The sequence below is a fragment of the Kitasatospora sp. NPDC002965 genome (assembly GCF_040611255.1).
Lineage (GTDB): Bacteria > Actinomycetota > Actinomycetes > Streptomycetales > Streptomycetaceae > Kitasatospora.
This window is the reverse complement of sequence record NZ_JBEXNT010000009.1, coordinates 50,882-77,880: the sequence shown is the minus strand read 5'-3', so window position 1 is coordinate 77,880 and position 26,999 is coordinate 50,882. Positions and strand designations below refer to the sequence as shown.

Genomic DNA, 26,999 nt, shown 5'->3' with positions numbered 1-26,999 from the left:
GCTATCCCTTGACCGATCCGGCCAGCAGGCCGCGGACGAAGTACCGCTGGAGGGCGAAGAACACCGCCAGCGGGATCACGATGGACAGGAACGCCCCGGCGGTCAGCAGCTCCCAGCGCCCCCCGAACGATCCGGACAACTGCGCCAGCCGGACCGTCATCGGCGCCACGTCGGGCGTACCGCCGGCGAAGGTCAGCGCGACCAGCAGGTCGTTCCAGACCCAGAGGAACTGGAAGATCGCGAACGAGGCCAGCGCCGGGGTGCAGAGCGGCAGCACGATCGAGCGGAAGATCTTGAAGTGCGAGGCGCCGTCCACCACCGCCGCCTCCATCAGGTCGCGCGGCAGCTGGGCGATGAAGTTGTGCAGCAGGAAGATCGCCAGCGGCAGCGCGAACATCGTGTGCGCCAGCCAGACCGGCACGTACGTGCCGCCGAGGTCCAGCGCCGGGACCAGCGTCACCGAGCCCAGGTGGGCGCCCCCGGAGAACAGTTGGAGCAGCGGGATCAGCGCCATCTGGAGCGGCACCACCTGGAGCGCGAAGACCACGAAGAACACCGTGTCGCTGCCCCGGAACCGCACCCAGGCCAGCGCGTACGCGGCCATCGCCGCCAGCGCCAGCGGGAACAGGGTGGCCGGGACGCTGATCGCCAGCGAGTTCACCAGGAACGGCATCAGACCGGTCGAGACGCCGGAGCCGCCCTCGAACAGCACCGTGTGGTAGTTGTCCAGGCCGAGGTCCGGGTGGACGAAGACGTTCCACCAGCCGTCGGCGGTGACGTCCTTCTTGGGCCGCAGCGAGGTGGCCAGCAGGCCCAGCGTGGGAACGGTCCAGAGCACCGTCACCACGATCACGAACACCGAGGCCGCCGGGGTGGAGAAGGCCTTCCGGACGGGACCGCCGTCACGCCGTGCGCTCATCGCACCCCACGCTCCTTCCGCAGCTGGACGATGTTGTAGGCCACCAGGGGGAGCACCGCGAGGAAGAGGACCACCGCGAGCGCGCTGCCCCGCCCGGTGTTGAACTGCACGAAGGACTGCGAGTACATCTCGTTGGCCAGCACCTGGGTGCCGAAGTTGCCGCCGGTCATGGTGCGGACGATGTCGAAGGCCTTGAGCGTGGTGATCATCACGGTGGTGAGCACCACCACCACCGTCGTGCGGATCATCGGCACCGTGACGTACCAGAACAGCCGCATCCCGCCCGCGCCGTCCAGCCGGGCCGCTTCGGTGACCTCGTCCGGGATCGCCTTGATCGCCGCCGACAGCACCACCATCGCGAAGCCCGTCTGCACCCAGACCATCACCGCCATCAGCAGGAAGGTGTTGAGCGGCTGGGCGAGCATCCAGTTCGGCGGGTGCTCCCAGCCCAGCGCGACGGCGACCTGGCTCAACAGGCCGATCTGCCGCTGCGAGGCGTCCCGGGACTCGTAGACGAACTTGAAGATGATCGACGCGCCGACCAGGGAGATCGCCATCGGCATGAAGATCAGCGACTTGTACACCGCCTGGCCGCGCATCCGGTCCACCAGCAGCGCCAGCACCAGACCGAGCCCGGTGGCCGCCAGCGGTGCGATCACCAGCCAGAGCAGCGTGTTCACCAGCACCTCGTGCAGCGAGTCCGTGGTGAACGCCCAGCCGAAGTTCTCGCCACCGACGAACCGGCTGCTGTCGTCGTTGTGGAGGCTCAGCCAGACGGTGCGGACCAGTGGCGCGACCAGGCCCACCAGCAGCAGCACCACCGCCGGACCGAGGAAGACGGCGACCGCCAGCGGGCGGGCGAGACGGCCGGAGGCGCGGCCGGCGACCAGGAAGACCAGCAACAGGATGCCGAGGAAGCCGGCGATCGCGCCGAAGCCGTTGCCGAACTTGACCACCGCGTCGCCCCAGGCGCCGTCGGCGAGTGCGGAGGCGGGGAGGGACATGGCTGGGCGTCCTTTCCTTGCGGTCGGCGAAAGGGAGGAAACGACGGGCCGGGACGGAAGTCCGGGAGGCGGGAGGGTCGGCGACCCGAGAACCGGAGACCGGAGGACCGGAGGACGGGAGGGCGGAGGACGGGAGGGCGGAGGACGGGAGGGCGGGCCGGCGAGGGCACGGCGCTGCGTGCGGCCGGCCGGCCGGCGGAGGACGGGCGGTGCGGGTGGGTGGCCCCGCACCGCCCTCGACGGGCGGTCCTCCGACAGCGCCCGGACCGCGGCCCGCCGCCGGACGGCGGCACCGCGGCCCGGGCGGCGGCTACTGCGGCCAGGCGGCGTCGATGTCGGCGGCGGTCTTCTGGATCGACTGGCCCTCGGCGAACCAGGCGGTGAGCGACTTCCACTCCTGCCCGGCGCCGACCGCGGCCGGCATCAGGTCCGAGCCGTCGAAGCGGAAGGTCGCCGCCGGGTCGGTCAGCGCGTCGGCGGAGAGCCGGTCGATCGGGTCGGTGTACAGGCCCTTGTCCACGCCCTGGTTGGCGGAGACCCAGCCGGTGGCCGTCCTCACCCGGCTGCTCGCCCACTCCGCGCTGGACAGGTAGTTCTGCACCGCCTGCACCTCGGGCCGGCTCGCGAACGCGGTGAGGAACTCCCCGCCGCCCTCGACCGGGTTGGGCACCGAGGGGTTCACCGCCGGCAGCCGGAAGGCGAAGATGTCACCGTCCGGACCGATCGTCGCCTCCTTGGGCCACTGCGCCTTGTAGAACGAGGCCTGCTGGAGCAGGAAGCACTTGCCGGTCAGGATCGGCGCGCCCGCGTCCTGGAAGGTGGTGGTCGCGATCGACTTCACGTCACCGTACCCACCGTTGACCCAGGCCGGGTTCTGCATCCAGTCGGCGACGGTCTTCATGGCCGCGGCGATCTTCGGGTCGGAGAACTTCACCTGGTGGTTGACCCACTGGTCGTACACCTCGCCGCCGTACGAGCCGAGCACCACCTCCTCCAGCCAGTCCGTGGCGGGCCAGCCGGTCGCCGTCCCGGAGCCGATGCCGCCGCACCACGGCTTGCCGCCGCCGGCCTTGGCGATCCGGTCGCTGAGCGCCATCAGGTCGGCCCAGGTCTTCGGAACCTCGTAGCCGGCCTGTTTGAACGACTTCGGCGAGTACCAGACCAGGGACTTCATGTTGGCGCTCATCGGCGCGGCGTAGAAGGTGCCGTTGACCGAGCCGTAGGTCTTCCAGACCGGGCTCCACTTCGCCTGGTTCTCCACGGTCTGCTGCGGCGGCTTGGCCACCTTGCCGCTCTTGACCATCTGCGCCAGCAGACCGGGCTGCGGGATGATCGCGAAGTCCGGGGCGTTGCCGCCGCTCACCCGGACGGGCAGCTGCGACTCGAAGTCGTTGGTGCCCTCGTAGCTGATCCGGATGCCGGTACAGGAGCCGAACTCCGCCCAGGACTTCTCCAGGTTGTCCGACTCGGGGCTGAGGATCGACGCGAAGACCGTCACGGTCTTGCCCGAGTGTCCGGCGTACGGCTGGTACTTGGCACAGTCACCGGACAGGGTCTTGCCCCCGCCGTCGGCATCGCCGTCCGAACCACCGGAGCTGTTGGAACAGGCCGCGGTCAGCGCCACCGCGGCCAGCAGCGCCGGCAGGGCGAGCAGACGGCGGCGGGCACGCGTGGACGGCACGGTCGGGGTGGGGGTCAATGCGGTCCTCCTCGCCAGGGCGTGAAACGCTCGGCAAAACGACAGAACGACATTGCGCTGTACCGGAGATCGGTTTCGGCATGGACGCGGCGGACGGCCGATCTGATGACGTTAACGCAGCCGCCACGTGCCGCCAAGGTGCGCGTACCGTCTTCACCACCACGTGCCCCAGTTGTGACCCTGCCACGCCGTCCGCGCGCCCGGCCGCCCCGCACCCGACGACGCGTCAGAAAAGCCTGACCGGAAGCTCCTTGAGCGCGTTCACCACCAGCGAGCCGCTGGGCCGCAGCTCCTCGTCCGGCACCGCCGGCGCCAGCCCCGGGAACCGCTCGAACAGCGCCGGAAGCGCGATCCCCGCCTCCAGCCGGGCCAGCGGCGAACCCGGGCACACGTGCGGGCCGTGGCCGAAGGACAGGTGCCGGATCGGGTCCCGGGTGACGTCGAACAGCTCCGCCGTCACCCCGTGCTGGAGCGGGTCCCGGCCGATCGCGTTGTACGAGATCAGCACCGGGTCCCCCTGGGGGATCACCGCGTCGCCCACCGGAACGTCCTCGGCGGCGAAACGGAACAGGAAGTTGCTGGTCGGCGGCGTCCAGCGGAGCGACTCCTCCACCACCGCGTCCCACCCGACCTGCCCCGCCCGCACCAGCTCCAGCTGGTCCGGGTGCGCCAGCAGCGCCCGGACCGCGTTGCCGATGAGGTTGACCGTGGTCTCGTGGCCGGCCGCGATGATCACCCGCAGGGTGGCCGCCGCCTCCGCGTCGGTCAGCGCCCCGCCCTCGGTGTCCGCCAGCAGAAGCGCGCTGGCCAGGTCGTCGCCGGGCGCCGAACGACGCTGCGCCACCAGGTCGTTGACGAAGGCGTTGAGGCTCGCGACGGTCGCCTGGATGCCCCCCGGGTCGGGCCGGGCGCCGAAGAACCGCTCGTACAGGTCCCGCAGGTGGGCGTGGTCGGACTCGGGCACACCCAGCAGCGAGCAGATCACCGTCATCGGGAGCGGGAAGGCGAACGCCGACTTGAGGTCCACCACGGGGTCCCCCGCCGCCAGCGTGTCCAGCAGGCCCCGGGTGATCTCCTCGACCTGCGGGCGCATCAGCTCCACCCGACGCGGCGTGAACGCCTGCGCCACCAGCACACGCAGCCGCCGGTGCTCGGCACCGTCGGTGGTCACCATGCTCGGACCGGGCACGGCCAGACCGATCAGCGGCCAGGTCTTCGGCACCTCGCCGCGCTGGAGAGCCGCCCAGTGCCGGGCGTCCTTGACCAGCCGGGCGTCGGTCAGCAGGTCACGGGCGGCCGCGTGCCGGGTGACCGCCCAGGCGGCGACGCCACCGGGCAGCACCACCGGAACCGCCGGGCCGGCGGCCCGCAGCAACGCGCCCTCGGCGGCGTTGTCGCGCGCCAGCGGATCGAGGACGATCGGGGCGGGGACGATCGGGGCGGGGGCTGCGGTCATCGGTGACAACTCTCCTTCGGTCCTGGTCCTGCTCACGACGGCGGGCCTCAGCCCGCGTACCCCGGGGTGTACGACACCGGGAGGGCCACCAGCCCCCGCACCCACGCCGACGGGCGCCACACCAGCGCGTGCTCGGCCACCGCCAACCGCAGGTCCGGCAGCCGGTCCAACAGGACCTCGACCGCCGTCGTCGCGATCACCTCCGCCGCCTCCTGCGCCGGGAACGGGCAGCCGTGCTCGCCGTACGAGTAGCTCAGGTACGCCCGGTTGCCCTCGGCCGGACGGCCGTCGGCCTGCCGCACCGACGGGTCCGCGTTGGCCCCCGCGAAGCCCAGCAGCAGCATGTCCCCGGCGGCGATCCGCTGCCCGCCGAGCCGGGTGTCCCGGGTCGCCCAGCGCCCGGCGAAGATCTGCGTCGGACTGTCCTCCCAGAGCGCCTCGTTCAGCGCCTGGCTGATGCTGCGCCGGCCGCCGGAGAGGGAGGCGGCGAACCGCTCGTCGGTCAGCATCAGCCGCATCGCGTTGGAGATCCAGTACGAGGTGGGCTGGTGGCCGGCGATCAACAGCACCCGCAGGTCCCGCATGACCTCCTCGTGGTCCAGGCCCGCCGGGTGCGCCAGCATCCGCGAGGCGACGTCGTCGCCCGGGTGCCCGGCCTTCTCCTCCACCAGGTCGAGCATGGTGGCGAGCAGCCGCTGCGCGCCGGCCGGCGCGTCCGGGCCTCCGTCCAGCATGGCCAGCACCCCCTCGATCAGGACGGGCGCCTGCTCCTCGCTCAGCCCGAGCACCCGGCAGAGCACCAGCAGCGGCAGCCGGTGCGCGTACTCGGCGACCAGATCGGCCTCGCCGCGCCCGGCGAACCCGTCGATCAGCCGGTCGGCGAGCTCCTCGCAGTGCTTGCGCAGCTCGTACGGGTCGACGGCGGCCAGCGCGTCCGTGACCGCGCGGGAGCGGCGGACGTGCTCCTCGCCCTCGGCGTACAGGATCGACGGCACCGGGGCCATCATCGGCTTGAGCGGCCAGTCCGCCGGAACGCTCGCCCAGCCGGTCCAGCGGGTCGAGTCCCGGCCGAACAGCTGCGGCTGACCGGTCACCAACTGCAGTTCGCGGTACCCGATCACCAACCAGGCCGGAACGCCGCCGGCCAGCTCGACCGGGGCGACCGGGCCGTGCGCGGCCCGCAGCTCACGGTAGAGCTGGGCCGGGTCGGTCTGGAAGCGCGGCCCGTACAGCGGCGTGGCGGCGCCGGCGTGCGCGGGGCAGCCCGGCGGCGGGGTGACGGCGGGCTCGGTCACGGGGTGCTCTCCTCATAGACGGTGGCGGTGGCGGCGACGAGGGTGCCCGCCGCCTCGGCCTCGGCCCGGGCGGCCAGGTGGCGGACCAGCTCGATCAGCACCCGCTTGCCGGACTCCCGGTCGCGGGCGTCGCAGTCCACCAGCGGCACCTCGGGCGGCAGGTCGAGCGCCTCCCGGACCTGCTCCAGGGTGTGGGTCGGCTCGCCGAAGTTGTTGCGGGCGACGATGAACGGCGTGCCGTGGTGCTCCAGCCGGTCGATGGCGTACCAGGAGTCGGCCAGCCGCCGGGTGTCCACCAGGACGACCGCGCCGAGGGCGCCGCTGAACAGCCGGTCCCAGAGGAACCAGAACCGCTCCTGGCCCGGCGCGCCGAACAGGTACAGCACCTGGCTGGCGGAGAGCGTGATCCGGCCGAAGTCGAACGCGACCGTGGTGGACCGCTTGCCCCAGGCGCCCGAGGGGTCGTCGATCCCCTCGCCCGCCTTGGTCATGGTCTCCTCGGTGTTCAGCGGGCGGATCTCGCTGACCGAGCCGACCAGCGTGGTCTTGCCCACGCCGAAGCCACCCACCACGACGATCTTGAACGCGTTGTCGGCGGTGCGGCGCAGCGGCGTCCGGTGGGCCGGCCGGGTGTCGGTGGCCGGCTCCGGGGACGGGGACGGGGACGGGGACGGGGCACCGTCCGGGGTGGTGGCGGTGTCCGGGGCTTCAGAGCCGTTGGAGTCCATGCAACACCTGCTTCAGCGTGTCGAGATCGGGCAGCTGGGCCTTGTTCGGCGCGAACCGGGGGTGTCGGGCGGTGATCGACCCGGCCTCCAGCAGGTCGCCGAGCAGGATCTTCACCACCGAGACCGGGAGGGCCAGCTCGGCCGCGACCTCCACCACGGCGGTCGGCGCCCCGCACATCCGCAGGATGCGCGCGTGCTCCGACTGCATGCCCGGCGCCGGCTCTCGCTCGGCGACGATCAGGGTGACCAGGTCGAAGGCGTTCTCCGGGGCCCGGCTGCGACCGCGGGTGATGGTGTACAGGCGGTCCGGTTCGTCGTCCCGGCCCGGCAGGACCGGCCGCCCGTCGGTGCTCCCCCCGCGCTCGCTCATGCCCGGGCACCCTCACCGGTCACGACGTCCCCCGACCCGCCGTCCGGCCGGGCGTCGTCCCGGGCCGGGGCGCTGAGGTGGGCGCCGATCTGCTCGATCAGGCCGTGCATGTTGTGGCCGACCACGCCCACGTCCGCGTCCTCGTCGGTGACCACCGCCAGGTGAGCGCCCTCACCGGCGGCCACGATGCAGAGGATGCCGCCGTGGAACTCGGTCATCGACTGCCGCACGCCGCCGCTGCCGTCGCCGAACTCGATGGACGCGCCGTGCGCCAGGCTCTGCAGCCCGGAGGCGATGGCGGCCAGCTGGTCGGCCCGGTCGGCGTTCAGCCCGGAGGTGTGGCAGAGCTTGAGGCCGTCGGCGGAGAGCACCAGGGCGTGCCGGGTGCCGGGAGTGGCGGTCAGCAGGTTTTCCAACAGCCAGTCGAGGTCGCGGTCGGTGGCGCTGCTCATCAGGAGTCCTTCTCGGTGACGGGGGAAGCGTCGGACGTGGTCGGGTCCGGGGTCGGGTCCGTGGTCGGCACGTCGGTGCCCGCGGCCTGCTGGGCGGCCCGGCGGAACGCGCCGAACCGGGCGGCGGCGGTCGCCGTGCCGGTGCGGGCGGGCCGCTCGGCGGGCTCGGCCGGCGGGGCGGCCGAGGTCAGCGTCTGACCGCGGCGGCGCTGCGGAAGGCCGCTGTCGGTGACCGGCGCCGGGACGTGCACCGACCGCGACTCCGGGGCCTGCGCCCGGTCCGGAGTCCGGTCCGCCACCCGGGCCGACGGGGTCTGGGTAACGGGAGCGGGAGCGGCCAGTGCCGGAGCGGCCAGTGCGGGAGCGGTGAGCGCGGGGGTGAGCGCGGGGCGCGGGCCGGCCGGCACGATCTGCTCGGATGCGACGGGCGCCGGGGCGGGCTCCGGCGCGGCGTGCGTGACGAGCTGCTGCGGGATCAGCATCACCACCCCGGTACCGCCGCGCGCCGAGGGCCGGAAGGAGATCTGCAACCCGTACTTGCGGGCCAGCACACCGACGACCGCGAGGCCGATCCTGGTCCCCGCGGACAGCGTGGCGAGGTCGAGCGGCTCGGCCGAGACGGCCCGCTCGGCCCGGCGCAGCCAGCTGTCGCCGAGCCCCAGGCCGCTGTCCTCGACGGTGATCGCCAGACCGGCCGGGACCTCCTCGACGTAGACGTGCACCTCGGCCGGCGGGGCGGAGAAGGTGGTGGCGTTGTCCATCAGCTCGGCCAGCGCGTGCATCACGCCCTCGGCGGCGAACCCGGCCACGGCGGCCGTGCTCGCGTTGTGCAGCCGGACCCGCTGGTAGGCGCCGATCCGGCCGAGCGCGCCGCGCAGCACCGACTCCACCGCGATCGGCTTCGCCCAGCGGCGGCCCGAACGGGCGCCGGTGAGCACCGCGATGCCGTCCGCCATCCGGCCGGCCTGCGCGGTGGAGTGGTCCAGCCGGAGCAGGTCGCCGAGGACCTCCTCGTCGTGCCGGTGCTGCATCTCGCGCAGCTCCGCGTGCATGCTCGTGGCCAGTGCCTGGACCCGGCCGGCGGCGGTCGCGCAGACCGCCAGGGCGGCGGCCCGCAGCCGCTCGCCCCGGCCGATCTCCTCCGCGACGGCGCGCAGCAACGGGTACTGGGGGTGGTCGCGGTGCGCGGCCAGTGCGCCGTCCACGGACGTGCCGGTCCGCAGCCGCTTCGCCACCTCGGGGAGCACCTCGTCGGCCAGCCGGTCCAGGGCCGCCCGCTCGGCCCGCTCCGTCTCGGCCTCGGCCCGCGCGAGGGCGAGTTCCTCCCGGGCGGTGGCGGCGTCCGCCTCGGCGCGCGCCTGCTCGGCGAGGGCCTCGTCCCGCTCGGTCTCCCGGAGCGCTGCCAGCTGCAGGGCGGCCGTCCTGGCCTGCCTGGCCGCATCGGCGACCACGAGCGCCGCCGTGGCCGCGTCGTCGTGCCCGGCCAGTTCCTCGCCCAGTCGGCGGGCCCGCTCGGTGGCGGTTCCCGCCTGCCAGACCGCGATCAGCCACAGTGCGGCGACCGCGCACACGGCGGCGGCGGTCTGCGGCTGCCCGGCGTCCATCGCCCGCAGCACCCCCACCGGTCCGGCCACCGCCGCCAGCAGGGCGGCGGCCGCCATCAGGGCCTTGGTACGCGCGGCGGGTCGTCGGCGCGGACCACCGTCGGGGCTGGTGCGATCTGTCATCGGTGCGGTGTCCTCGGCAGCGGGGAGGGGCGAATGCGCGACCGCCCGGCCGACGTCGCGAAACGTCTCCGGGCGGGTGATTCGGTACACGCAGTCGGCCGATCATATCCATTCAGACGATGTGCTCAACCGACAAGTTGACGGTCCGTCTCGTCCACGAACGCTCCGTACACCGCGCCACACCCGAGCCGTCCACCTGGCTCACCGCACCGTCACTCCGCGCTCACTCCAACCCCACTTCGACCGCCCGCCGCACGGCCACCGGATCGAGCCCGTGGGCGGCGATCACCCGGGCCCCGAGCCCCTCGCCCTCCCGCACCACCCCGAGCAGCAGGTGCCCCACCGCGATGTGACCGGACTTCAGCCGCAGCGACTCGCGCAACGACAGCTCGATCGCCTTCCGCGCCCGCGCGCCGAACGGCCTGCGCCCCGCCCGACCGTCCGACCGGAACCACCCGCGCCGGCGCGACCCGTCCTCCGGCGGCGCGTCCAGGGCGCCCGCCCCGAACACCGACTCCACCGCCTCCCGGACGGCGTCCAGGTCCACCCCGATCGAGGCCAGCGCCTGCGCGTCGTCCCCCTCCCCCAGGAGCCGTCGGACGGCTCGCCGCGCCTCCTCGTGATCCAGCCCGGCCTCGATCAGCACGCGCGCCGCGGGGTCCTCCGGCTCGGTCAGGACCGCCAGCAGCAAGTGCTCCGTGCCGACGTGGCCGTGCCGGAGCTCCGCGGACTCCTGCCCCGCCCGGCCGACCACCCGCCGGGCCCCTTCGGTGAATCGTTCGAACATGGCTCAATCCCCGTCCTTCACGTCGACCGTCCCGCGCTTCGCGTACTTCTTGTGCACCGCTTGCCTGGTCACCCCCAGACACACCGCGATCTCCTGCCAGGACCACCCCCGCTCGCGCGCGTTCCCCACCTGGAGGCCCTCCAGCCGGTCCGCCAGCTCCCGCAGGGCACGGACCGCCCGCAACCCCACGGCCGGATCCCTGCTGCTCGCCGCAGCGGCGAGCTCTCCGCTCTCGCTCATGATGTCAACCTAGGTTGACACTCGCCCGGCGTCAACCCTGGTTGACAAAGAGAACCGAAGAGGCGGGGCGAGGACACGACGTCCTCGCCCCGCCTTCAGCGCTGACCTCACCCGCGAGGCGCCCGAGCACTCCGGCGCGGGGCCTGCTCCAGGCGCGGGGCCTGATCCCGGTGCAGGGCCTGATCCCGGCGCGGGGCCTACTTCCGGCGTTCGGCGCTCCCCGCCCCGTCGGCCCCGTACGCCTCGCGGAAGACGGTGCGCTCCCGGGCACGCCGGCCCGGATGGCGCCGCTCCTCCGCCGGATAGCCGACCGACACCAACAGGGCGATGGCCAGGTCATCACGGTCGTCGATCCCGATCACCTTCTTCACCTTCGCCTCGTCCCAGCCGTTCATGGGCGACGTCGCCAGGCCCAGCTCCGTGGCGGCGAGCATCACGAAGGACGCCGCGATCATGGCGTCCTTGACCGCGTACTCCCGGAGCAGCCCCCGCCGGTCGAGATCCTCCTGGAACACCCGGGCCGCGGCGGAGAACATCGCGGCGAACTCCTCGCTCCACGCTCCGCTGCGCCGCGCCTGCTCGTAGACGTCGCCGTGGTCCTCGCGCCAGGACTGGGGCTCGGCGACGAAGACCAGGACGACCGGAGCCTCTTGCGGCTGGGGCTGGCCCCCCGTGGCCCGGGCCAGTCCGGCGCGGCCCTCGCCCCCGGACACCGCGACGATCGACCGGTCCTGCAGGTTCCAGCTGGTGGGGGCCTCGACGGCGAGATCGAGAAGCGCGTCGAGCGCCGCCTCCGGGATCGGGTCGGGCCGGTAGTGGCGGACGGTGCGGCGGGTGCGGATCGCTTCCGCGACGGACATCGTGGGACTCGTCATGTCACTCACTATTGGAGAGTCGCTCTCCGCCGGGAAGAGGGCACTATTTAGTGCGTTACTCTCCCCGCATGAAGACCACTGTGGAGTCGTCCGGGCTGCCCGCCGACGTCTACTCCGCGAAGTGCCCGACCCGTCAGGTCCTCGATCACATCTCCGGCAAGTGGACCGTTCTGGTCGTGGACGCCCTCCTCGAAGGCACCCTGCGGTACACCGAACTGAGTCGGCGCATCGAGGGCGTGTCGCAGAAGATGCTCACGCAGACCCTGCGCGTCCTCGAAGCCGACGGGTTCGTCGCCCGCACCGTGTACCCCACCGTGCCGCCCCGGGTCGAATACGACCTGACGGAGCTCGGCCGCAGCCTCGCGGAGCCGATCACCGCGCTCCGCCGGTGGACGGAGGCCCATATCAACGAGATCGAGCAGGCCCGGGCCCGGGCCGCTCCGGCAGCCGGGAAGGCCCTCTGAGCAGGTGCGGTGCGTGCCACCCGCCCGGTGGGGACGGGGAGTCGGCACCCCCCGGCTCCCCGCTCCGACCGGACGAACCACGCCCGGCGGGTGCCTGGTTCACGGACACCGACCACGCGTGAGGGAGGGGCGCCGGCCCTGGGCCGGCGCCCCTCCCTCACAGGATCACGCTTCGGGTTCGGTCACGCCGGATGGTGCGTCCGACGCGACCCCGCCCGGTGTCAGCTGCAGCCGCTGGTGGAGCCGCAGCCCTCGCAGAGGTAGCAGCTGCCGGCGCGGCGCATCTTGGTACCGCAGGAGAAGCAGAGCGGCGCGTCGGCGTTGAGGCCCAGCTGGATCTCGATCAGCTCGGTCGAGTTGTGGGCCTGCGCCGGGCTCGCCTTGGCGGCCGGGGCGACGGCGGCGACCGGCTTTGCCACCGGGGCCGGAGGCACCGGAGCGGACTGGGCGAGCGACTCGGTGTCCAGCTCCTCCTCGGCCTCCAGCGGCTCGTAGGAGCCCGTGTCCAGGTGGCGCTGACGCTCCTCGACGGAGTGGATGCCGAGCGCCGAGCGGGTCTCGAACGGCAGGAAGTCGAGCGCCAGGCGACGGAAGATGTAGTCGACGATCGACTGCGCCATCCGCACGTCCGGGTCGTCGGTCAGGCCGGCCGGCTCGAAGCGCATGTTGGTGAACTTCGAGACGTAGGTCTCCAGCGGCACGCCGTACTGGAGGCCGACCGAGACGGCGATGGAGAAGGCGTCCATCATGCCCGCGAGGGTCGAGCCCTGCTTGGACATCTTCAGGAAGACCTCGCCGAGGCCGTCGTCCGGGTACGAGTTGGCGGTCATGTAGCCCTCGGCGCCACCGACCGTGAAGGAGGTGGTGATGCCCGGGCGGCCCTTGGGCAGGCGCTTGCGGACCGGGCGGTACTCGACGACCCTCTCCACCGCGGCGGCGGCCGGGGCCTGGTCGGCCTTGACCTGGTCCCCGGACTTCGTCTTGGCCGAGAGCGGCTGGCCGACCTTGCAGTTGTCGCGGTAGATGGCGAGCGCCTTGACGCCCAGCTTCCACGCCTCGAAGTAGATCTCCTCGATCTCCTCGACCGTCGCGGCCTCCGGCATGTTGACCGTCTTGGAGATGGCACCGGAGATCCACGGCTGGATCGCCGCCATCATCCGCACGTGGCCCATGGCCGAGATCACGCGCTCGCCCATGGCGCAGTCGAAGACCTCGTAGTGCTCGGTCTTCAGGCCGGGCGCGCCGACCACGTTGCCGTGCTCGGAGATGTGGGCGACGATCGCCTCGATCCGCTCGGCCTGGTAGCCGAGGCGCTTGAGGGCGCGCGGGACGGTGCCGTTGACGATCTGCATCGAGCCGCCGCCGACCAGCTTCTTGAACTTGACCAGCGCGAGGTCGGGCTCCACGCCGGTGGTGTCGCAGTCCATCATCAGGCCGATGGTGCCGGTCGGGGCGAGCACCGAGGCCTGGGCGTTGCGGAAGCCGTTCTGCGCGCCGATCCGGAGGACGTCCTGCCAGGCCTCGTTCGCGGCGGCCCAGACGGGGGCGTCGAGGACGTCGCGGGAGACGGCGGCCAGCGAGGCGTCCGCGTGCTGCTTCATGACCCGCTGGTGCGGGGCCGCGTTGCGGGCGTAGCCGTCGTACGGGCCGACGACGCCGGCGAGTTCGGCGCCGCGGCGGTAGGCGGTGCCGGTCATCAGGGAGGTGATGGCGCCGGCCAGGGCGCGACCGCCCTCGCTGTCGTACGCGTGGCCGGTGGCCATCAACAGGGCGCCGAGGTTGGCGTAGCCGATGCCGAGCTGGCGGAAGGCGCGGGTGGTCTCGCCGATCTTCTCGGTGGGGAAGTCGGCGAAGCAGATGGAGATGTCCATCGCGGTGATGACCAGCTCGACGACCTTGGCGAAGCGCTCGGCGTCGAAGGAGTCGTCGTCGCGGAGGAACTTCATCAGGTTCAGCGAGGCGAGGTTGCAGCTGGAGTTGTCCAGGTGCATGTACTCGGAGCAGGGGTTGGACGCGTTGATCCGGCCGGACTCCGGGCAGGTGTGCCAGCTGTTGATGGTGGAGTCGTACTGGATGCCGGGGTCGGCGCAGGCCCAGGCGGCCTCGGCCATCTTGCGGAAGAGCTTCTTCGCGTCGACGGTCTCGATGACCTCGCCGGTCATCCGGGCGCGCAGGCCGAATTCGGTGCCGTTCTCGACGGCGGTCATGAATTCGTCGTTGACCCGGACGGAGTTGTTGGCGTTCTGGTACTGGACGGAGGTGATGTCGTCCCCGCCGAGGTCCATGTCGAAGCCCGCGTCGCGGAGGGCGCGGATCTTCTCCTCCTCCTTGACCTTGGTCTCGATGAAGGCCTCGACGTCCGGGTGGTCGACGTCGAGGACGACCATCTTGGCCGCGCGGCGGGTGGCGCCGCCGGACTTGATGGTGCCGGCGGAGGCGTCGGCGCCGCGCATGAAGGAGACCGGGCCGGAGGCGTTGCCGCCGGAGGAGAGCAGTTCCTTGGACGACCGGATCCGGGAGAGGTTGAGGCCGGCGCCGGAGCCGCCCTTGAAGATCATGCCCTCTTCCTTGTACCAGTCGAGGATCGACTCCATGGAGTCGTCGACGGCCAGGATGAAGCAGGCGGAGACCTGCTGGGGCTGCTTGGTGCCGACGTTGAACCAGACCGGCGAGTTGAAGCTGAACACCTGGTGGAGGAGGGCGTACGTCAGCTCGTGCTCGAAGACCTCGGCGTCGTCCGGGCCGGCGAAGTAGCCGTTCTTCTCACCGGCGGCGCGGTAGGTGAGCACCACGCGGTCGATGATCTGCTTGAGGCTCCACTCGCGCTGCGGGGTTCCGACGGCGCCGCGGAAGTACTTGGACGTGACGATGTTCACGGCGTTGACCGACCAGGAGTCGGGGAACTCCACGTCGCGCTGCTCGAAGTTGATCGAGCCGTCGCGCCAGTTGGTCATGACGACGTCGCGCCGCTCCCAGCGGACCTCGTCGTAGGGGTGCACGCCAGGAGTGGTGTGGATGCGCTCGATCCGAAGGCCGCCCTTGGACGCCTTGCCGGCACCCTTGGCCCCGGTCCTGTCGGACTTCGACCCTCGTGCGGAACCGCTCGTGGTGTCTGTCACTTCTCGCTCCTCCTCCTGGTTGGGCAAACGCCCGGAGTGCACCGAAAAATCCGGGCACGACCGGTTCGCTGTTCCGATGCGCGGACAGACGGGTCCCCCGACTGGCCGTGCACGTTTTGTCATGGTCTGTGCGCCGTTTTCGGGCACACGTCGGCCCCGGGGGGCCGTCGGGTTGCTGCCGACCCCGGAAGGGGCCGGTGATGGGGCCGGGCCGCTAGGGCGCGGCGGCGGGGACGGGCACGCAGGTGCCGTCCGCCTCGGGGGCGGGCTGCTCGGCGCGGAGTTCCGCGATGGCGGCCTCGAAGTCTTCGAGCCCGTCGTACGCCTGGTAGACGCTGGCGAAGCGCAGGTAGGCGACGACGTCGAGCTCCTTGAGCGGGCCGAGTATGGCAAGCCCGACGTCATGGGTGGTGAGTTCGGCGTTGCCGGTGGCGCGCACGCACTCCTCGACCCGCTGGCCGAGCTGGGCGAGGGCGTCCTCGGTGACCGGGCGGCCCTGGCAGGCCTTGCGGACTCCGGAGATGACCTTCTCCCGGGAGAACGGCTCGGTGACACCGCTGCGCTTGATGACCATCAGGGCGGCGGTCTCCACCGTGGTGAAACGGCGGCCGCAGTCCGGGCACTGCCTACGGCGGCGGATACAGCTGCCGTCCTCGGTGGTCCGGCTGTCGACGACACGGCTGTCGGAGTGCCGGCAGAAGGGGCAGTGCACCTGAGGATCCCTCCTTGGCAGGACGTGCGGACTGAGTCGAGTCTATGCGATCCCGGGGCACCCGAGGCAACCCGATCCTGAGGTCTCAACCACAAGTTCTGGGTCACGGAGAGGACTGTAGCCACTACATGTAGGTCTGAGGCGGATCCAGAGGCGCTGGCGTGTCGGCCCGGACTAAACTGCCTGAGCCGACTTCGGCTCGAACATTTAATCGATGTACAACAAAGCCTTGATCGAGTCAGCCAACTCCCGAATAATTCACTCGAACGTGTGTTTGGCGCAACCTTTCGATACGAGGTGCGTTGGGCTGGAAAAAGGGAGAGGACAGCCGTCGAGAGGGGCAGCCATGAACACCGTCGAAACCAACACCATCCCGGTGCAGGAACACTCCCAGCTCAAGGTGGGGCAGCGCACCACGAATCAGCAGAGTGTGGACATCAGCATGGACCGTAGCGAAGAACACCGCCTCTCCGGCCCGGGCCTTTCCGGCGTGGGCCGCGTTCCGGACCAGCCGGTCGAACACTCCCCCGCGCTGGACGACGCCCACCCGGCGCCGACCCGTTCGATGCCCGGCCGACCTCCCGGGATCCGCACCGACGAGGCGGGACTCACCGAACGCCAACGCCGGGTGATCGAGGTCATCCGGGACTCGGTCCAGCGCCGGGGCTACCCGCCGTCGATGCGGGAGATCGGTCAGGCCGTCGGCCTGTCCAGCACCTCCTCGGTCGCCCACCAGCTGATGGCGCTGGAGCGCAAGGGATTCCTCCGGCGCGACCCGCACCGCCCGCGCGCCTACGAGGTCCGCGGCGTGGAGGTGGCCCGCCCGAACACCGCCGAGACGGCCGGCCGGCCGTCCACCTCGTACGTCCCGCTGGTCGGTCGGATCGCCGCCGGCGGGCCGATCCTGGCCGAGCAGACGGTCGAGGACGTCTTCCCGCTGCCGCGCCAGCTGGTCGGCGAGGGCGAGCTGTTCGCGCTGACCGTGCGCGGCGACTCGATGATCGAGGCGGCCATCTGCGACGGCGACTGGGTCACGGTCCGCCGCCAGCCGGTCGCCGAGAACGGCGACATCGTGGCCGCGATGATCGACGGCGAGGCCACCGTCAAGCGTCTCAAGCGTGAGGACGGCCGGATCTGGCTGATGCCGCACAACCCCGCGTACGAGCCGATCAACGGCGACAACGCGACCATCCTGGGCAAGGTCGTGGCGGTCCTCCGCCGACTCTGACCACCGGCCGGGAGCGACGGGACCGAAAGGACCGGCGCGCCGGCGCATCAACGAACCGACGGGGGAACGGCCTACGGGAAGGGGCTCCACGCGACACCGCGCGGAGCCCCTCCGTCGTCCCCGGGGGAGCCGCGGGCCCCGCCCCGGAACGGGCGCGCCCCGGGAGCAGCCCTTCGCGGACCTCCTCAGCCCCGCTCGGCCACCGGCCTGATCGGGGCCGCAGCGGCATCGATCGCCGCCAGCGAGCGGCGCACCTGGTTGCGGTCGGTGGTGTACCAGAACTCCGGCATCGAGGACCGGAAGAAGCTGCCGTACCGCTTGGTCTCCACCCGCGGGTCGAGGACCGCCACCACGCCCCGGTCCTCCGCAGCGCGCACCAGCCGGCCCGCGCCCTGCGCCATCAGCAGCGCCGCGTGGGTGGCCGCGACGGCCATGAAGCCGTTCCCGCCCCGCTGTTCGACGTCCTTCTGGCGCGCGCTCATCAGCGGGTCGTCCGGGCGCGGGAACGGGATCCGGTCCATCACCACCAGCTGGCAGGCCGAACCGGGCACGTCCACGCCCTGCCAGAGCGAGAGCGTGCCGAACAGGCAGGTGGTCGCGTCCGAGGCGAACTCGCGGATCAGCTCGCCCAGGGTGTTCTCCCCCTGGAGCAGGATCCGGTTGTCGAGCCGCTCCCGCAGCGCCTCGGCGGCCGTCTGGGCGCCGCGCATCGAGGAGAAGAGGCCCAGCGTCCGCCCGCCCGCAGCGCCGATCAGCTCGGTCAGCTCGTCCAGCATGTCGGGCCGTTCCGGGTCCCGCCCCGGGTCGGCCAGGTGCCGGGCGACGTACAGGATGCCCTGCTTGGGGTACTTGAACGGCGAGCCGACGTCGATGCCCCGCCAGTGCGGCACCGGCTCGTCCTCGGAGCCGGAACCTGAAGCAGCGCCGGAGCCGGCCGCACCGGGGTTGTCGCCCGGCGTGCGCGCGTCCGGCAGCCGCGCGTCGGACGGCAGGCCGACCGACGCGGCGACGCCGTTGAAGTCCCCGCCGAGCTTGAGCGTGGCCGAGGTGAGCACCACCGACCGCTCCTTGTACAGGCCCTCGCGCAGCAGTCCGGAGACGCTCAGCGGGGCGACCCGCAGCGAGGCGGTGCCCAGGCCGAAACGGTCGCTGCGCTCGATCCAGACCACGTCGTACTCGGAGTCCCGGAGCAGCCGGTCGGCGGTTTCGTGCAGCGTCTCGGCGGCGGCCATCGCCTGCTTGCGGACGGCGTCCTCGTCGGTGAGCGCCTTGTCCCTGGTCTCGCCGAGCGAGGTGATCACCTGCCGGGAGGCGTCCCGGATCGCGGTGACCGCGTACGCCAGGTACTCGGGCAGTTCCTCGACCCGACCGGGCTGGGCGGTCTCCATCAGGCCGTGGTAGTTCTCGGCCGCGGCCTGGAGCGCGTCCACCGCCTTCTCGTTGGCCAGCCGGGCGGCCCGCTTGACCGCGCGGTTCACCGCGCCGACGGTGAGCTCGGCGGTGGCCGCGCCGGTGACCCGGTTGACCAGTTCGTGGGCCTCGTCGACGATCAGCAGCTCGTGCTCGGGCAGCACCGGCGCACCCTCGATGGCGTCGATCGCCAGCATCGCGTGGTTGGTGACCACCACGTCCGCGAGTTTGGCCCGCTCGCGGGCCTTCTCGGCGAAGCACTCCTGCCCGTACGCGCAGCGGGTGGCGCCCAGGCACTCCTTGGAGGTGACCGCGAGCTGGGCCCAGGCCTTGTCGGAGACGCCGGGGCTCATGTCGTCCCGGTCGCCGGTCTCCGTCTCGTCGGCCCAGTCGCGCAGCCGGAGCACCTCCTGGCCGAGCTTGCCGGTGGGGCCGCCCAGGGCCTCCACCGGGTCGAAGAGGCCCTCGCCCTCGTCGCCCGGGGTGCCCTCGTTGGCCCGGTGGAGGCAGAGGTAGTTGGAGCGGCCCTTGAGCATCGCGAACAGCGGGCGGCGGCGCAGCACCGGGTGCAGGGCCTCCACGGTGCGCGGCAAGTCCCGTTCGACCAGCTGGCGCTGGAGCGCCAGCGTGGCGGTGGCGACCACCACGCGGTCCCCGTGGGCGAGCGCCGGCACCAGGTAGGCGAGGGACTTGCCGGTGCCGGTGCCGGCCTGGACCAGCAGGTGTTCGCCGTTGTCGACGGCGTCGGCCACGGCCTCGGCCATCCGGAGCTGGCCGGGGCGCTCGACGCCGCCGACGGAGGCCACCGCGGCGTGCAGCAGCTCGGGGATGCGGGACCGGGGGACGGCCTCGACCGGGGCGTCCGGGGTGTCCGCGGAGTCGACGCCGTCGGCGGCGTCCTCGGCGGGGACCTGGGATTCGGAGTCGTTCGTCATGACCGTCCCAGCCTACGGGGCGGGGGTGACAATCCGGCCCCGTCGGCCGGGCAGCTGCACCGTTCCCCCTTCCGCGAGCGCGTTCGGGACGGTGCCGTGCCGGGCCGCGTGCGGGCGGTGCGGGCGGTCTCCGTAGCCGTCCAGCAACAGCCGGTTGCGGTTCAGACAGAGGCGGTCGATCCGCGGCAGGAACAGGTCGAAGAGCGCGAACCGCTCCGCCAGGTCGGGGAAGCGCTCCTGGTACCGGAGGACCTCGGCGCGCAGCAGCGCCCAGAACTCCGCCTCGGGCAGTCCGGCCTGCGCCTCCAGCAGCGGCGCCAGGTACCGGTAGACGCCGATGAAGAGCCCGGAGTGCAGGAACTGGCAGAGGCCTGGAGGGTCCTCGCGCAGCAGTACGGAGTCCACCTCGGCGGGCAGGCCCCGGAGTTCGGGCAGGTCCTGGTCGCTCAGGTTGACGTCGTCGACGAAGTCCTTGACCGCCAGCCGGGCCGGCACGTCGTGCTCGTCGAAGACGACGATGGCGTTCTCGCCGTGCGGGGAGAAGACCAGCCCGTACCGGTAGAGGAAGTGCAGCAGGGGCGGCAGCATCGCGGCGAACAGCCGGCCGGTCCACTCGGCGGGGGTGAGCCCGGAGCGGGCGACCAGTTCCGCGACGAGCGCCCGGCCGTCGGTGCCGGTCTGCAGCAGGGCCGCCAGGGTGCGGCCGTGCTCGCCCGGGTCCAGGGCGGGGCCGAGCGGTTCGCGCCAGATCGCGCCGAGCAGTTCCTTGTACTGGTACGGCGCCTCCGGCAGCTCGCGGTAGAGCGGGTGGTCGACCGTGACGGAGGCGATCTCGCCGAGGAGCACCACCCGGCACTCCTCGCGCAGGAACGGGTCCGCGTCGCGCAGTCCGTGGATCCAGGCGGTGACGGCGGGCGCGGCCAGGGTCCGCTCGGTCGGCAGGCCGCGCCAGACCAGGGTGTTGAGGACGGCGAGCGGCAGCTTGACGGTGCAGCGGTCGGGACGGCTCCGGTTGAAGAAGGAGCGGATCGACTGCTGGGGCAGCCGCAGGTCGCCGTCGCTGGCGAGCGGGACGATCTCGCCGGAGGCGATCCAGGGGGCGAAGAGCGGGACGACGGTCTCGTCCCACTGCCAGGGGTGGACCGGCAGCAACAGGTAGTCGTCGGCGTCGGGGCCCAGCGCGGCGCGCAGCGCGGCGGGGTCGTCCAGCTCGCGCCGGTAGAGCTGCTCGGGGTCGGTCAGGCCGGGGACGCCGCGGTACTCGGCGAGCCTGCGGTGGACGGCGATCCAGGGCAGTGGCCGGGGGGTGCGGGCCTCCGGGGCCCAGCGGGCGGCGTCGGTGGCGGAGAAGCCGATCCGGCCCTTGTTCGGGACGATCCACGGGTGGCCGCCCTGCCGGCCCTCCAGGTCGGTGTGCCCGAGGTCCGCGAGTTCGGCGGCGGTGAGGCCGGTGGCGAGGAGGTGGGCGTCGGCGATCAGGGTGGCGGTGAGTTCACGGATCAGGTGGCCGGTGGTGTCGCCGCGCAGGCCGAGGACGTGCCGGGCGTAGGGCAGGAAGCGCAGCGGGTCGAGGCCGTCGGGCCGGGTGCAGCGGACGGAGGCGGGGTCGACGAGCCAGCTCCCGTAGGCGCCGCGCCGGGCGGTGAAGCGGTACTCGGCCTCGGGCAGCTTGAGCAGGTGGTCGCGGCCGGCGCCGGTCCCGGCGCGGTCCCCCGTCCCGGCGCGGTCTCCCGTCGGGACCGGGGTTCCGGTCTCGACGGGGGTGATGAGCTCCTCGTAGGCGAACTCGCCGAGCATCTTGGCCAGCAGCGCGCGGCCGGCCCGCTGCCAGTGCCCGGCGGTGAGCTGCGGGGGCAGGTACAGCGGCGGTTCAGCGGCCGGCGGTTGCGGCACGGGTCGGCTCCTGGGGTCGGGGGACGGCGGGGACGTGGTCGGCGGGGGCGCGGTCGGCGCCGGTGCGGGGGTCACCGGTGCGGGGGTCAACGGCGGGAGGGCGCCGGGCTCCGGCGGGAGGCGCGAAGCCGGTCCAGGCGGTGCGGGCGGGCAACCGGTGGACGGTCCGGCCGGTCACGGCGTTGAGGATCACCGCGGCCCGGTGGGCGCCGAGCCCGAGGTCGGGGGTGCCGACGCCGTGGGTGTGCAGTTCGGCGTTCTGCACGTAGAGGCCGCCGGTCACCTCGGGGAGGGTGGCCACCCGGTGGGAGAGGTCGACCCGGTAGCGGCCGTCCTCGTCCCAGTCGATCAGGTGGGAGAGGGGTTCGAGGGCGGCGGGGCGGGCGGCGCGGTAGCCGGTGGCGAGCACCACCGCGTCGGTCCGCAGGACGTGCTCGGCGCCGGAGTCGGTGTGCCGGCAGCGGAGTTCGAGTCCCCCGCAGGGACCGGGCCGGGCGTCGGTGACGGCGGTGCCGGGGGTGATGTCGACCGGGGCGGCGTCGATCGGCCGGCCCACGGTCCGCTCGTACAGGTGATCGTGGATCTCGGCGAGGGTCTCGGCGGAGGCGGCCTTGTGCAGCTGCCACTGCGCCTCGACCAGGGCGCCCCGCACGGCTGCGGGCAGGCCGTGGAAGTACCGCGTGTAGTCGGGGGTGAAGTGTTCCAGGCCGAGCTTGGAGTACTCCATCGGCGCGAGCGCCCGGGTGCGGGTGAGCCAGCGCAGCCGGACCCCGTCGCCGTCGTGGCGGCGCAGCAGGTCGAGGAAGACCTCGGCACCGGACTGGCCGCTGCCGACCACGGTGATGTCCCGGGCCCCGGACAGCCCGTCGCGCCGGTCGAGGTAGTCGGCGGAGTGGAAGGCTCCGGGGTGGCCGTCGAGCGCGGCGAAGGCCTCGGGGCGGACCGGCCGGGTGCCGACGCCGAGCACGAGGTGGTACGCCTCGACCGTGGTCGACCGGCCGGTGGCGGTCTCCCGCAGTTCGGCGCGGTACCGGTCGCCTGCCCAGTGCAGGGCGGTGACCTCGGTGGCGAAGCGGCAGTTGGCGAGCCGGCCGGCGGCCCAGCGGCAGTAGTGGTCGTACTCGCGGCGGGTGAGCTGGAAGCGTTCGGTGAAGTAGAACGGGAAGAGCCGGTCCTGTTCGCGCAGGTAGTTCAGGAAGGACCAGGGGTTGGTCGGGTCGGCCAGCGAGACCAGGTCGGCGAGGAACGGCACCTGCATCCGCGCACCGTCGACCAGCATGCCGGGGTGCCAGCGGAACTCCGGTCGCTGGTCGCAGAAGAGGGTGCGCAGGCCGGGCACGGGTTCGGCGAGCGCGGCGAGCGAGAGGTTGAACGGGCCGATGCCGACGCCGAGCAGGTCGTACGGCTCGGGCGGGGCTGCTGGGGTGTCCATGAGTCGGGAGGTGTCCTAGGCGGGATGCGTGGGTTGACGGGGTGCGGGTCCGGGCGCGGGGCGGGACGCCGCGGCGTCCGGGCCGCCGGAGGTGACGGGGTGCGGGCCGTGGGACGTGACGAGGTCCGGGCCGTGGGACGTGACGGGGTCCGGGAGGCGGAGGGTGGGATCCGGGAGCCGGTCGCGGACCATCAGCGCGGCGCGTTTGCCGGGCAGGTCGAGTTCGGCGGCGAGCCGGAACCCGGCCCGTTCGAAGGTCCGGACCGAGCGCCGGTTGCGGACGTCGGGTTCGGCTACCACCCGATCGCACCGCGGACGTTCCCGCAGGACACGGGCGGCCAGTGCGGCCAGCAGGGTGGCGCCGAGGCCCCGGCCGCGGCTGGCCGCCGGGCCGAGCAGCAGGTGGAGGCCGGTGTCGTGCGGCCGGGCGGGGTAGTGCGCGGCGAGCGGGTCGAGGTCGGCCCGGTAGACCTCCCAGTAACTCATCGGGGCGTCGTCGAGCAGGCCGAGGCAGGGCACGCTGCGCCCGTCGCCGTCGAGCTGGGCCCGGACGTGCCGTTCGGTGCCCGCCTGCGGGCCGGCGAGCTCCCAGAAGGCGTCGACCTCGGGGTCGTTCATCCAGCGGACGAGCAGCGCGAGGTCGGCGGGGAGCCGGACCGGGCGGAGCCGGAACTCGCCGGCGGGGGTGGGCATGGCACCCCAGCCGGACGGGTCGTCGGGCGTCGTCACGCGCCGGCCACCGGGTTGGGGATGTCGACGTAGACGGACTGGGTGGCGACCGGGCCGACCAGTTCGTCCATGCCGTTGAGCCGGGTGAGCAGGTTGGCCTTGCAGGGCAGGGTGGGGGCGTCCAGCAGCAGCGCGGGCAGCGTGGAGCCGGTGGCGCGGGCGGCCGGTCCGGCGAGGAACCGGCGCAGCGCGGCCAGCAGCAGGGCCTCGTCGGCGAGTTGCTGGGAGCCGAGGGCACCGATCAGGCCGAGGACGTGGTTGATGCCCAGGTAGTAGGCGAAGTGGTGGTCGATCACCTGGTCGTCGAGGAAGGTGTCGCTCTGCGCGCCGAGGCCGGGCAGCCGGGCGGTGAGCCGGTCGGCGGCGCTCCGCCGGTAGTAGTAGCCCTGGTTGTCGCGGTAGCGGCCGCCGCGCGGCCAGCCGTCGGCGTCGAGCAGGACGAGGCTGTTCTGCTGGTGCGCCTCCAGCGCGATGCCGGCCTGTCCGTCCAGCCAGAGGACGGGCAGCACGACGGCGTCCAGGTAGCGCAGGAACCATTCGGCGGCGACGGTACGCAGCGGGCGGCCGGTGCGGGCGGCGAGGGCGCGCAGGGTGTCGCCGAGGCGGGACGGCACGGTCCCGGCGGCGCCCCCGGCGGCCGCGGACGCCGCAGCGCCCGCGATCCCCTCGATCCCCTCGATCCCCGTGGCGGCGGTGCCGTCCGGCCGCTCGGCGACCAGCCCGGCCACGCAGTAGGCGCGGTCGGCGGGCGCGAAGGGCTGGGCGCGGAGCACGGTGTCCAGGCCGCCCGGATCGCCCAGGCCCGGGTGGTCGACGCCGATCCACGCGGGGTCGCGGACCACGTCGAAGCCGGGGTGGGCGGCCCGCCATTCGGCGCCGAGGCCGCTCTCCAGCAGCCGGTGCATCTCCAGGCCGCGGTGGAGCTCCTTGCGGAGGTTCTCCCGGCGGGAGTTGGTGATCCGCAGGCCGAGCGAGAGCTTCAGCATCCAGGGGGTGCCGGGCCGGTAGACGGTGCGGACCGAGGAGGTGGGGTACCAGGCCGCGCCGACCGGGCCGAGGTCGTGCAGCCGGCCTTCGGCGAGCAGGGCGGCGACGGCCGGGCGGTGTGCCAGTTCGCGGGCCTGCCAGGGGTGCAGCGGCAGGGCCGCGGTGCCGGGCGGCAACAGGGCGGGGTCGCCGAGGAGCCGGGCGGTGATCCGGTCGACGCTCTCGGGGAGGGCCGAGCCGGCCGCGAGGAGTTCCCGGTCGACGGCGTACCAGTGCACCTGGAAGGAGCCGTGCAGTTCCGGCGAGTAGGCGGCGCTCTGGGCGGGGCCGAGGCCGTCCCGGCTCTTCGGGGTGGGGTGCATCGGGTGGCCGAGCAGGAGGGACTGTTCGGCGGCGAGGAACCGGGAGCCCTCCGGCCCGCCGGCGGGCGGGGCGGGGGTGGTCCGGTGGTGGGTGAGGATGTCGGCGGTGCGGACCACCGAGTCGGCGACCCGGGCGGCGAGGTCGGCGATCTGTCCGGGGTCGGGCCGGTCGGCTGCCGCCGCGGCGAGCAGGGCGGCGGCGGTGACGGCGTCCACGGGGGCGTCGGCGGTGCCGGGGCCCGCGGCGAGGGTGGCCGGACCGAAGCGGTGCCAGCCGGCCGGCGACCAGTGGCGGACGGGGGCGGAGAGCCGGGCGGCGCCGCCGAGGACGGCGATCCGCAGGTGCCCGTCCGGGCCGGGGGTGGCGCCGGTCTCGCGGGCCCAGCAACGCAGCAGGGCCTCCAGGGCCGCCTGTTCGGCGGCGACGGCCGGATCCGGGTGGAGCAGCCGGTCCGCCCGGCCCTCGACCGCCGGGGCGGGCACCGGGACGGAGACCGCCGGCACGGCGGCGGCCGGGGCGGGCACCGGCGCGGCGGCGGGCGCCGGAACGGCGACCGGGAGGGGCGGGGCCGTGGCGGACGGGACGTCGGGCGGTGCTCCGGTGAGGGCGGTGCTCAATGCTGCTCCTTGGGGCGCGTGGGATGCCGACGCGCGTGGGGTGGAGAGGAACTGGCGGGCGCTCGCACCGTCGCGTCAGGTAAGGGTTACCTATCCCTGACGGGTGATCACAAGAACGGCTCACTCGTCCGGGTGAAGAACGGCCGTTGTTCACCACTCAGGGGGAGGGAGGGCCCTTCGTACCGACGAGCCGGGCGGGGCCACCCCACCGAGGCCGCCCGGTCCACGTCACAGATCGGTGACCGCCGGCCGCGCCCGGAACCCGGGGGTCGGCCGGTGCCGTCCTGATGCCCAGTGAAAGACTCCGAGGCGGCGGTGCGCCGCCCGTACGCCGAACTACCAGGGGGAAGCACACCATGCCAGTGATCCACCGGTCAGCCGTGGCCGCGGCCCTCGCCGCGGGGACCCTGCTCGCCGTCACCGCCTGCGGCCCGGACGGGCCCTCCGGCGGCGGGGGTACCGCCGCGCCGCCGCCCGCCACGGGCAGTGCCACCGCCACGGGGGGCGGCAGCGGCGCGATCGGCGGCATCACGCTCCCGACGGGTCTCCCGACCGGCCTGCTGGAGGGCCTGCCGAAGAGCTGGGACGACCTGACGAAGTGGACCTTCGACGACTGGGACAAGTGGGCGTCCAAGAACGTCTTCAACAACCCGATCGTGAAGGACTTCTGGAACCCGGACAAGATGGGCGACTCCAAGCCGGCCGACCCGGCGCCGCCCACCGCCAAGCCGGCCGGCGACGCCGGGGTCACCGACCCCGAGCCGCCGGTGGTCAAGGCCGTGCCGGTGCCGCGCCCGTACACCAAGCAGCCCTCCGGGAAGATCTTCTTCTCCGCCGACGGCGGTCGCGGCAACTGCTCGGCCACCGTGATCGCCGACCCGGCGCACCCGGGCAAGAGCAACCTGGTCTGGACGGCCGGCCACTGCGTCCACCCGGGCAAGGGCGGCAACTACTTCAAGGACCTGGTCTTCGTGCCGGCCTACAACAACTCCGGCGCCTCCAGCGGCGGCAAGAAGGCCCCGCTGGCCGAGCTCGCACCGCTCGGCACCTGGTGGGCGAAGGACGTGGTGACCTCGCCGCAGTGGCTGGTGGAGGGCGGCGGCACCGGCGACGCGGCCAGCCAGTACGACTTCGCGATCATGCGGGTGAGCAACCAGAACGACACCGGCAAGTCGCTGGAGGAGACGGTCGGCTCGGCCGTCCCGGTCTGGTTCGACGCCCCGCGCGACAAGGTCGCCGTCTCGGCCGTCGGCTACCCGCTCTTCAAGCCGTTCGACGGCCAGGAGCTCTACAAGTGCGAGGGCGGGAAGCCGACCCGGCTCTCCTTCGACCCGAAGCGCCCGTCGATGCTCACCATCGGCTGCAACATGACCCAGGGCTCCAGCGGCGGCGGCTGGTTCGCGCCGATGCCGGACGGCCGGACCGCCCTGGTCTCCAACACCTCGATCGGCACCCAGGACCACACCTCGCTGAGCGGGCCGTACCTGGAGACGGTCGCCAAGCAGGCGCTGGACTGGATCTCCAGGAAGAAGTAGCCGGCCGTACGCCGACGGGCCCC

The 26,999-nt window shown here is 73.0% G+C and carries 21 protein-coding genes and 1 pseudogene; 3 read left to right on the top strand and 19 right to left on the bottom strand.

What is annotated here, in order from left to right:
• Position 1: 1 nt before the first annotated feature.
• The 12 genes from ABZY91_RS06440 to ABZY91_RS06385 form a co-directional block, all read right to left on the bottom strand.
• A complete protein-coding gene (locus tag ABZY91_RS06440) occupies positions 2-919 on the bottom strand; it encodes a carbohydrate ABC transporter permease (RefSeq protein ID WP_355400223.1) in 918 nt (305 codons plus the stop codon).
• Positions 916-1,923, bottom strand: coding sequence for a sugar ABC transporter permease (locus ABZY91_RS06435; protein WP_329882594.1), 1,008 nt, complete (start codon positions 1,921-1,923; stop codon positions 916-918). Before ABZY91_RS06435 ends, ABZY91_RS06440 begins: the two co-directional genes overlap by 4 nt.
• A gap of 310 nt (positions 1,924-2,233) precedes the next feature.
• Positions 2,234-3,622: an ABC transporter substrate-binding protein gene (locus ABZY91_RS06430; RefSeq protein ID WP_355400221.1), complete on the bottom strand. Its 1,389-nt coding sequence runs from the start codon at positions 3,620-3,622 to the stop codon at positions 2,234-2,236.
• 226 nt (positions 3,623-3,848) lie between these two features.
• Positions 3,849-5,078: a cytochrome P450 gene (locus ABZY91_RS06425; protein WP_355400219.1), complete on the bottom strand. Its 1,230-nt coding sequence runs from the start codon at positions 5,076-5,078 to the stop codon at positions 3,849-3,851.
• 47 nt (positions 5,079-5,125) lie between these two features.
• The gene (locus ABZY91_RS06420) at positions 5,126-6,373 is read right to left on the bottom strand and encodes a cytochrome P450 (protein ID WP_355400217.1); all 1,248 of its coding nucleotides are present in this window, start codon (positions 6,371-6,373) and stop codon (positions 5,126-5,128) included.
• Positions 6,370-7,101, bottom strand: a complete 732-nt coding sequence (locus ABZY91_RS06415) for an ATP/GTP-binding protein (RefSeq protein ID WP_355400215.1) — start codon at positions 7,099-7,101, stop codon at positions 6,370-6,372. Before ABZY91_RS06415 ends, ABZY91_RS06420 begins: the two co-directional genes overlap by 4 nt.
• Entirely contained in the window at positions 7,082-7,471 is a 390-nt protein-coding gene (locus tag ABZY91_RS06410; protein WP_355400213.1) for a DUF742 domain-containing protein, read from the bottom strand. Before ABZY91_RS06410 ends, ABZY91_RS06415 begins: the two co-directional genes overlap by 20 nt.
• A complete protein-coding gene (locus ABZY91_RS06405) occupies positions 7,468-7,923 on the bottom strand; it encodes a roadblock/LC7 domain-containing protein (protein WP_329882588.1) in 456 nt (151 codons plus the stop codon). The genes ABZY91_RS06410 and ABZY91_RS06405 overlap by 4 nt, the downstream gene beginning before the upstream one ends.
• The gene (locus tag ABZY91_RS06400; protein WP_355400211.1) at positions 7,923-9,650 is read right to left on the bottom strand and encodes an ATP-binding protein; all 1,728 of its coding nucleotides are present in this window, start codon (positions 9,648-9,650) and stop codon (positions 7,923-7,925) included. Before ABZY91_RS06400 ends, ABZY91_RS06405 begins: the two co-directional genes overlap by 1 nt.
• 223 nt (positions 9,651-9,873) lie before the next feature.
• A complete protein-coding gene (locus ABZY91_RS06395) occupies positions 9,874-10,437 on the bottom strand; it encodes a Clp protease N-terminal domain-containing protein (protein ID WP_355400209.1) in 564 nt (187 codons plus the stop codon).
• A gap of 3 nt (positions 10,438-10,440) precedes the next feature.
• Positions 10,441-10,677: an RNA polymerase subunit sigma-70 gene (locus ABZY91_RS06390; protein WP_329882585.1), complete on the bottom strand. Its 237-nt coding sequence runs from the start codon at positions 10,675-10,677 to the stop codon at positions 10,441-10,443.
• Positions 10,678-10,874: 197 nt separating this feature from the next.
• A complete protein-coding gene (locus tag ABZY91_RS06385) occupies positions 10,875-11,552 on the bottom strand; it encodes a nitroreductase family protein (RefSeq protein WP_355400206.1) in 678 nt (225 codons plus the stop codon).
• Positions 11,553-11,620: 68 nt separating this feature from the next.
• Between ABZY91_RS06385 and ABZY91_RS06380 the strand changes: the two genes are divergently transcribed.
• Positions 11,621-12,016 carry a helix-turn-helix domain-containing protein gene (locus ABZY91_RS06380; RefSeq protein WP_329949997.1) on the top strand — a complete coding sequence of 132 codons (396 nt, stop codon included), beginning with the start codon at positions 11,621-11,623 and terminating at the stop codon, positions 12,014-12,016.
• Between the two features lie 221 nt (positions 12,017-12,237).
• Here ABZY91_RS06380 and ABZY91_RS06375 read toward each other — a convergent pair whose 3' ends face one another.
• Together ABZY91_RS06375 and nrdR are read right to left on the bottom strand one after the other, a co-directional pair.
• Positions 12,238-15,135, bottom strand: a complete 2,898-nt coding sequence (locus tag ABZY91_RS06375; RefSeq protein WP_355400204.1) for a vitamin B12-dependent ribonucleotide reductase — start codon at positions 15,133-15,135, stop codon at positions 12,238-12,240.
• Between the two features lie 214 nt (positions 15,136-15,349).
• Entirely contained in the window at positions 15,350-15,847 is a 498-nt protein-coding gene (gene nrdR / locus ABZY91_RS06370) for a transcriptional regulator NrdR (RefSeq protein WP_355400202.1), read from the bottom strand.
• A 565-nt stretch (positions 15,848-16,412) separates the two neighbouring features.
• Here nrdR and lexA point away from each other — a divergent pair.
• Positions 16,413-17,075, top strand: a complete 663-nt coding sequence (gene lexA, locus ABZY91_RS06365; RefSeq protein ID WP_224281048.1) for a transcriptional repressor LexA — start codon at positions 16,413-16,415, stop codon at positions 17,073-17,075.
• Positions 17,076-17,260: 185 nt separating this feature from the next.
• On the opposite strand, the gene ABZY91_RS06360 is transcribed toward lexA, so the two are convergent.
• From ABZY91_RS06360 to ABZY91_RS06340, 5 genes and pseudogenes are all read right to left on the bottom strand, one after another.
• On the bottom strand, positions 17,261-19,420 hold the full coding sequence (locus ABZY91_RS06360) for an ATP-dependent DNA helicase (RefSeq protein WP_355400200.1): 2,160 nt from the start codon (positions 19,418-19,420) through the stop codon (positions 17,261-17,263).
• Between the two features lie 12 nt (positions 19,421-19,432).
• Complete coding sequence (locus ABZY91_RS06355; RefSeq protein WP_355400198.1) at positions 19,433-21,313, bottom strand: IucA/IucC family siderophore biosynthesis protein; 1,881 nt, start codon at positions 21,311-21,313, stop codon at positions 19,433-19,435.
• Positions 21,291-22,745, bottom strand: coding sequence for a SidA/IucD/PvdA family monooxygenase (locus tag ABZY91_RS06350; RefSeq protein WP_355400196.1), 1,455 nt, complete (start codon positions 22,743-22,745; stop codon positions 21,291-21,293). The genes ABZY91_RS06355 and ABZY91_RS06350 overlap by 23 nt, the downstream gene beginning before the upstream one ends.
• 177 nt (positions 22,746-22,922) lie before the next feature.
• Positions 22,923-23,474: pseudogene (locus ABZY91_RS06345) on the bottom strand (GNAT family N-acetyltransferase); the annotation flags it as partial.
• Entirely contained in the window at positions 23,471-25,327 is a 1,857-nt protein-coding gene (locus ABZY91_RS06340) for an IucA/IucC family protein (RefSeq protein WP_355400278.1), read from the bottom strand. The gene ABZY91_RS06340 and the pseudogene ABZY91_RS06345, both read right to left, overlap by 4 nt.
• A gap of 470 nt (positions 25,328-25,797) precedes the next feature.
• On the opposite strand from ABZY91_RS06340, the gene ABZY91_RS06335 reads away from it, so the two are divergent.
• Positions 25,798-26,976, top strand: a complete 1,179-nt coding sequence (locus ABZY91_RS06335; RefSeq protein WP_355400194.1) for a hypothetical protein — start codon at positions 25,798-25,800, stop codon at positions 26,974-26,976.
• Positions 26,977-26,999: the final 23 nt, after the last annotated feature.